Origin of the sequence: Longimicrobium sp., from assembly GCA_036387335.1 — a bacterium.
In the GTDB taxonomy this organism is placed as follows: domain Bacteria; phylum Gemmatimonadota; class Gemmatimonadetes; order Longimicrobiales; family Longimicrobiaceae; genus Longimicrobium.
The window spans coordinates 1-6824 of sequence record DASVTZ010000055.1; the positions used below are offsets into that span (position 1 = coordinate 1).

Genomic DNA, 6824 nt, shown 5'->3' on the forward strand with positions numbered 1-6824 from the left:
GTTCCGTGTGATGACGGCAGAAACAGGTGCGTTAGTGCGTTAGTGCGCTTTGCTAGCCGACATCCATCTGTCATCCTGAGCGACGCGCCTCACCGTCCTCTCCTGCGCTCCGGCCTGTGGCGCGTAGCGAAGGATCTACTGCGCGTGCCGCGAGGTCCGCGTGTCGCACCGGGCCTCGCGCTTCGCCGGCTAGATCCTTCGTTCGCCGCAGAGAGTACAGTGTGCGTCGCCGGCATCTCCTCAGGCGGCTCTCTCAGGATGACATGTGGTTCCCAACGCACTAACGCACTAACGCACTAACGCACTTCCTTTTCCGGATGCGACGCGCGCTGAAGCCGATCCCGCACTCCCGCCCATTCCTGCTCGTCCGGCACGCGCTCCACCAGGATCCGTTCATACCCCTCTGCGTCGAGTTCGTGCAGGGTGGCGTAGAGGCGGGCGGCGTAGCCGGCGGGGTCGGGGCGCATGCGGACGACGCGGGCGCCGGGGTACTCCGCGCCGCTGTACGAGAGGACGGCCGTGCGCTCGCCGTACGTGCGGCTGTCGATGCGCATGGGGAGGAAGGCCTCCACGCCCGGCCCGGCCGCCACCAGCGCCACCAAGCCCGTCGGCTCGGGGTCGATCAGGCGGAGCTGGGCGCGCGGGGCGTAGTGCCGGTCCATGCGGCCGGGGGAGGGAAGGGCGGCGCCCGGCTGCTCCTTCGGCCCCCCCGCGATCAGCACCACGCCGAGCACCTCGGAGAGCTCCTCCTGCGTCACGCTGCCGGGGCGCAGGATGGTGGGCGTGGCGGATGCCAGTGAGACGACGGTGGACTCGATGCCCAGCGTGCACGGGCCGCCGTCCACCACGTAGTCCACCGCGTCGCCGAGGCTGCGCACCACGTGGTCGGCGGTGGTGGGAGAGACCTCGCCCGATCGGTTGGCGCTTGGCGCGGCGACGGGGATGCCCGCGGCGGCCAGCAGCGCCCGCGCCACCGGATGCAGCGGCACGCGGATGGCGACGTTGGGGAGCCCGGCCGTCACCGCGTCCGGCACGTGCGCGGCTTTGGAAACGACCAGGGTGAGCGGGCCGGGCCAGAAGGCCGCGGCCAGGCGCTCCGCCGCGACGGTCCACTCCGCGGCAAGCGCGCGCGCCGCTTCGGCATCGGCGGCGTGGACGATCAGCGGGTTGTAGTCGGGGCGACCCTTGGCGGCGAAGATGCGCGCCACCGCGTCCGGATCGAGCGCGTTTGCGCCCAGCCCGTACACCGTCTCAGTGGGGAAGGCGACGAGCCCGCCGCCCCGCAGCGCCTCCGCCGCGGGCTCCAGACCGGCCGCGTCCGGAGCGCCTGGATCGATCGACAAGATCTTCATTCAGCCCAAGATTACGGTACCCGTTGAGCCGAGCGGGATGCGCCCCGTCCGGCATGCGCTTTGCCTGTCGAACCCGTGGAGAACGTCGGCCGATGTGCGGCTCCCCGAAGGCGCGTGCGCGACCGCGGGACACCTCCAGACGCGACGCTCAGCAACCCGTAAGACCGGCGGAGACGCACAGCGCAAAAGGAGGGACCGATGTTCGTGATGTTCATGGCCGGGCTCTGGATCGTGATGTTCGTGGCACCCGTCGTACTTCTCGTCGCGCTCCTCCCCGCCGGGCGCGACTGCCCCCGCTGCGGCGGCGAGACGCTGTCCATCCGCTCCGCCATGCTGCGCCCGGTGCGCCGCTTGCTCAGCCAGCGCTGGTGCATCGCCTGCGGCTGGGAAGGGACCACCCGCAACCACCTCCATCCGCAGCCCGTCCCCAGCCTGGAGCTGGTGCGCGCGGACGCCGACGAGGCGGACGACGACGCCGTGTGGCGCGGCGAGCAGCGCGACAACCCGCTGCGCTGACCGCGCGGGCTCCGGCACACGCGGGTGGGGCGGCACGCGGCCGCTCCACCCGCGTTTTCCGTTCCCCGGTCACACCACGCCGTCGCCCACCACCACGCGTACCACGCGGTCCGGGTGGAAGCGCTCGCGAGCGATGCGCTGCACGTCCTCCGCCGTCACCGCCTGCACGGCGGCGGGGTAGCGGTCCCAGTAGTCGTGCGGCAGCCCGTAAGCTTCCAGCGTCCCCAGCCGGCTCGCCACCTGCCCCGGCGTCTCGAAGGCGCGCGGCAGCGACAGGACCATGGCGTCGCGCGCGCGCCGCAACTCCCCCTCGTCCACCGGCTCCTCCGCCATCCGCCGCATCTCGCGGAGCATCTCCTCCACGGCGCCGGCGGTCACCTCCACGTCCACGGCTGTGTGGGCCGTCCAGCCGCCGCGCGCGATGCCGGCCGAGAAGGCGGAGTTGGCGCCGTACGTCCACCCCTTCTCCTCGCGGAGGTTGGCGCCGAGGCGGCCGGTGATGGTGCTGCCGCCCAGGATGTAGTTGGCCACCGCGCCGCGCACCCAGTCCGGCGAGCGGCGGTCGATCCCGCGCCCCGCGATGCGGATCTCCGACTGCGCCGCGTCGTCCCACGGCACCGCGACCAGCCGGCCCGCGGCAGCCGGCGTGTCCGCGCTCTCGGCGGGGTACGCGACCGGCGGCGCCTCGCCCGTCCACCCCGCGAACGCCGCTTCGAGCATCTCGCGCAGCGCGCCCGGCTCGAAGTCGCCCGCCGCCACAAGGTAGGCGCCGGCCGGTCGGTAGTGGCGCGCGTGGAAGTCCACCAGCTCGTCCCGCGTCACCGCCGCGATCCCCTCCGCCGTGCCGAAGGAGGGGCGGCCGTACGGGTGATCGGCGCCGAAGACCTCCAGCGACACGCGGTCGTCCGCCACGTTCCCGGGCTCGTCCTCGCGGGCGACGAGGGCGTCGAGCGACTCGTTCCTGATCCGCTCCACCTCCGCGTCGGGGAAGGAGGGGCGGGTGATGATCTCGGCGAGGAGCTGGATCCCCTCTTCCAGCGTCTCGTGGAGGAGCACCGCCTCGGCCTCGGCATAGTCGTGGCCGACGTTGGCGTGCAGGAGGGCGCCCAGGTAGTCCACGCGCGCGTTGAGCTGCTGCGCGGTCTGCAGCTCCGTGCCCTCGGTGAGGAGATGCCCGACCAGCGCGGCCGTCCCGGGGCGCTCGCGCGGCTCCGCGGCGGAGCCGGCCGGGATCGCCAGGCGCAGCACGACCTGCGGGATCTCGCCCATGCGCGCCGCGATCACGCGCAGCCCGTTGGACAGCGTGTATCGCTCCGGCCGCGGGACTCGCGGCGCCGGCGGCGCGCCGATGGAGGGTGCCGGAAGGAATACGGCGCTAGGCGGCATCCTGGACCTCCTCGTCTTCCTCGTCCGGCAGCACCAGGAGCGTGACGCCGCGCATTTCATCGAGGTACTGGGCGGCCACGCGCTCCACGTCGTCTGCCGTGATCTCGTCGTACATCGCGGAGACGCGGTTGAGGGCCTCCGCGTCACCGAGCACGGTCGCGGCGTAGGCCAGGGCGTCGGCGCGCTCCTCCACCGTGGCGAGCTGCCCCACGTGGTCGCGCCGCACCCGGCGTACGGCGCCCAGCACCTCGTCCTCGCTCACGTCGCCGCGCGCCACCTGGTCCAGCGCGTGGCGGATGGCGGCGTCCACGGTGTCCACATCCACCCCCGAGCGCGCGGTGGAGACGATGCCGAAGATGCCGCAGAGGGCGGTCGGGTACAGATAGGTGTCCACGTCCTGCGCGAGCTGCCCCTCGCGCACGAGCGCCCGCTGCAGGCGCGAGCTCTCGCCGTCCGCCAGCAGGTAGGCGAGCACGTCGAGCGCCACCCAGTCGCGCGTGCCGTAGCCGGGCACCGCCCACGCGCGGTACGTACGCGGAAAGGAGACGGCGTCCTCCATCGTCTCGCGCACCCCGACGGCCGGGAGCTCGTCGCTCCGCGGCGCATCTGGAAGCTCGGGGCCGGAGGGCAGGTCGCCGAAGTAGCGCTCGGCCAGGGCGAAGGCATCCTCGGCCGAGATGTCGCCCGCGAACGCCAGCACCGCGTTGCCCGCGGTGTAGTACGTCGAATAGAATGTGCGGGCGTCCTCCAGCGTCGTCGCCTCCAGGTCCGGCGTGTAGCCGATGGTGGGCCAGGAGTACGGGTGCCCGCCTGGGAAGAGGAGCTCGTGCAGCCGCTCGTCGGCCAGGCCATAGGGGCGGTTCTCGAATGTCTGGCGGCGCTCGTTGATCACCACCCCGCGCTGAACCTCGAGCGTTTCCTCGGTCAGCATCGGGAGGAAGAAGGCCATCCGGTCGCGCTCCAGCCAGAGCGGAAGCTCCACGGCGTGCGAGGGGACGGTCTCGTAGTAGTTGGTGCGGTCCAGCCAGGTGGATCCGTTGTTGGTGCCGCCCACCCGCTCCAGCAGGTCGTCGAAGTCGCCCTTGGGGGCGTGCTGCGAGCCCTCGAACATCAGGTGCTCTAACAGGTGGGCCAGGCCGGTGCGCCCCGGCCGCTCGTCTCGCGACCCTACGCGGTACATGAGGTGCACGGCCACCAGCGGCGCGGTGCGGTCTTCGTGGGCCACGATCCGCATCCCGTTGCGCAGCACGTGCGTGCGCGACTCGATGCGGAACGGGGTGTCGTGGGTATCCTGCACGTCGGTTCGTCTCCGGGTTGCTCGCTTCGCCGGCGCACGGCGCGCCCTGTGCGAAGGGGCCGAATCTAACACTTCGGGAGCCGTTCCGCTCCCGCGCCGCGCAACAGGCGGCACGCAATCTCCATCCGCCGCACGCCATGAGCCAGACCGACCTTCCGTCCGCCCGCGCGCGGGCGCTGCTCCGCGTCCTGGGGCGCCTTCCGCAGGGCGCGCTCTCCCGCGCCTTCGGCCGCATCGCGGACACGCCCCTCCCGCGCCCGCTGCGCCGCCCCGTCCTGGGCGCCTTTGCCCGCGCAGTCGGCGCCGACGTCGGCGAGTGCGAGCTGCCGCTGGAGGAGTACCCGTCGCTCAACCGCTTCTTCGTGCGCAAGCTGCGCGATGGCGCGCGCACGTGGCCCGCCGACCCGCGCGTCGCGGCGTCGCCGGTGGACGGCGTGTTCGGGCAGGTGGGGCGGGTGACGCAAGGGAAGCTGATCCAGGCCAAGGGGCGCCAGTACACGCTGGCCGGCCTGCTGGACGACGGGGCGGAGTGGGAGCGGTTCGAGGGCGGCGCCTTCGCCACCATCTACCTGAGCCCGCGCGACTATCACCGCATCCACTCGCCGTGCGGGGGCGTGGTGCCGCGCGCGCGCCACATCCCCGGTGCGCTCCTCCCGGTGAACGCCCCTGCCGTGGCGCACCTCCCCGACCTCTTCGCCCGCAACGAGCGCCTCCTGGCCTACATCGACGGCCCGCTCGGGCGCGTGGCGATGGTGGCGGTGGGCGCCTACAACGTCGGCCGCATCTCCGCCGCCTTCGACCCTGCCTGGAACGCCCCCGCCGGCTCCTCCTCCTGGGTCACCAACCGTCGCTGCCTCTCCGCCGCCACGAAGACCTACGACCCGCCCGTCCCCATCGCGCAGGGCGACGAGATCATGACCTTTCACCTGGGCTCCACGGTGGTGCTGGTGTTCGAGCCGGGGCGCGTGGAGCTGGCGGAGGGGAGCGTGGCGGGCGCGCCGGTGCGGCTGGGGAGCGGGATTGGGCGGGGGTAGGGCCTCACCCCCGCTCGTTCCTCGCTGCCCCCTCTCCCGATAACAGGAGAGGGCTCCGCCCTCGCCGTTATCGAGAGAGGGGGCGGAAATCGAATGGCCCCCTCCCCCCGGCCCCCTCCCCCGCCTGCGGGGGCGCAGGGCGGGTGAGGGGGAGAACTCCGTGTGCGCTTCGCAGATGCCCTGTCACGGGCTGCACCGCCGCCCGCCCGTGGGCGCCGATCCTGGTAGGGGCAGACCTGCGTGTCTGCCCACCCTTGCCCCGGCCGCGATCCCCGCCTTCGCACCCGAACCTCGTAGGGGCCGCCCCACGTGGCTGCCCGTGCCCGCCCGCACGACGAACCCCGCGGCCGGCGCCCATGCAAACACCCCCTCCCCCAGGCAGTTTCGGGGGAGGGGGATGCGTCGCGGAGCGACGCTGGGGGTGGGGCCCCTCACCCCTCCACGAACTCCTCCACAAAAAACCGCGGCGACAGCCCCTCGCCGGTGGCTTGCACCAGGAGCTCGTTCCAGTCCAGCGAGGCGCCGGGGCGAAAGATGCGCTCGCGGAAGAAGAGACCCACCTGCTCCTGCCCAGCGATGCTGCGGCCGCGCGGGATGCCGCGGCGCGCGGCGGCCGACATCTGCGACGCCATCAGCTCCCCCAGCAGGTAGTTGTGGTAGTAGACCGGCGCGCCGCTCAGGTGGATCTTGGACGCCCAGTCCGGCTCGTCGCGGGCGTCGGGGCGGCGCACCATCTGGAGGCGCTCCACGAGGTCCCACCAGAGCTTGTTGAGGTCGGCGCGGTCCGGGTCGCGGTACAGCGCGCGCTCGAAGTACGCCATCACCAGCATCCAGCGCGCGGCCACCAGCATGGCGGCGCGGAGCTGCGCGCGCACGTCGGCCGCCTCGTCCTCGCCCAGGCCGGCGCCCATCACCTCGCGCAGCCAGGCAGGGTCGCGCGTGAGGCGCCCCATGTACATGGCGACCGCCTCGGTGGAGAGGATGTGCGCCGGGCCGCGGACGATGAAGGGGAGCTCGCGCGGCACGTAGCTGTCGTACACCGCGTGGCCCAGCTCGTGGAGGAGGGTGCCCATCCACTTCTCGTTCGGGCGCATGTTGCACAGGATGCGCACGTCGCCCTCGCGGTCCACGTCGATGCAGAAGGCGTGCTGGTCCTTGCCCTCGCGCTCGTACAGGTCGCTGCGCGCGAGCACGTCGTCCGCGGGGAGGCCGATGCCGCGAAAGAAGTCGGCGGCGATC

Annotated in this window: 6 protein-coding genes; 2 read left to right on the top strand and 4 right to left on the bottom strand. The window is 72.7% G+C overall.

The window, feature by feature from the left end; translation table 11 throughout:
• Positions 1–296 precede the first annotated feature (296 nt).
• A complete protein-coding gene (locus VF647_04765; protein ID HEX8451387.1) occupies positions 297–1352 on the bottom strand; it encodes an L-threonylcarbamoyladenylate synthase in 1056 nt (351 codons plus the stop codon).
• Positions 1353–1550: 198 nt separating this feature from the next.
• Here VF647_04765 and VF647_04770 point away from each other — a divergent pair, with 198 nt between their 5' ends.
• Complete coding sequence (locus VF647_04770; GenBank protein ID HEX8451388.1) at positions 1551–1868, top strand: hypothetical protein; 318 nt, start codon at positions 1551–1553, stop codon at positions 1866–1868.
• A 69-nt stretch (positions 1869–1937) separates the two neighbouring features.
• On the opposite strand, the gene VF647_04775 is transcribed toward VF647_04770, so the two are convergent.
• Positions 1938–3254: a pitrilysin family protein gene (locus tag VF647_04775; GenBank protein ID HEX8451389.1), complete on the bottom strand. Its 1317-nt coding sequence runs from the start codon at positions 3252–3254 to the stop codon at positions 1938–1940.
• A complete protein-coding gene (locus VF647_04780) occupies positions 3244–4551 on the bottom strand; it encodes a pitrilysin family protein (protein HEX8451390.1) in 1308 nt (435 codons plus the stop codon). Before VF647_04780 ends, VF647_04775 begins: the two co-directional genes overlap by 11 nt.
• A 137-nt stretch (positions 4552–4688) precedes the next feature.
• Between VF647_04780 and asd the strand changes: the two genes are divergently transcribed.
• Positions 4689–5585: an archaetidylserine decarboxylase gene (gene asd / locus VF647_04785; GenBank protein HEX8451391.1), complete on the top strand. Its 897-nt coding sequence runs from the start codon at positions 4689–4691 to the stop codon at positions 5583–5585.
• Between the two features lie 431 nt (positions 5586–6016).
• On the opposite strand, the gene VF647_04790 is transcribed toward asd, so the two are convergent.
• Positions 6017–6824, bottom strand: an 808-nt coding sequence (locus VF647_04790) for a M2 family metallopeptidase (GenBank protein HEX8451392.1), incomplete at its 5' end; no start/stop codon positions are given.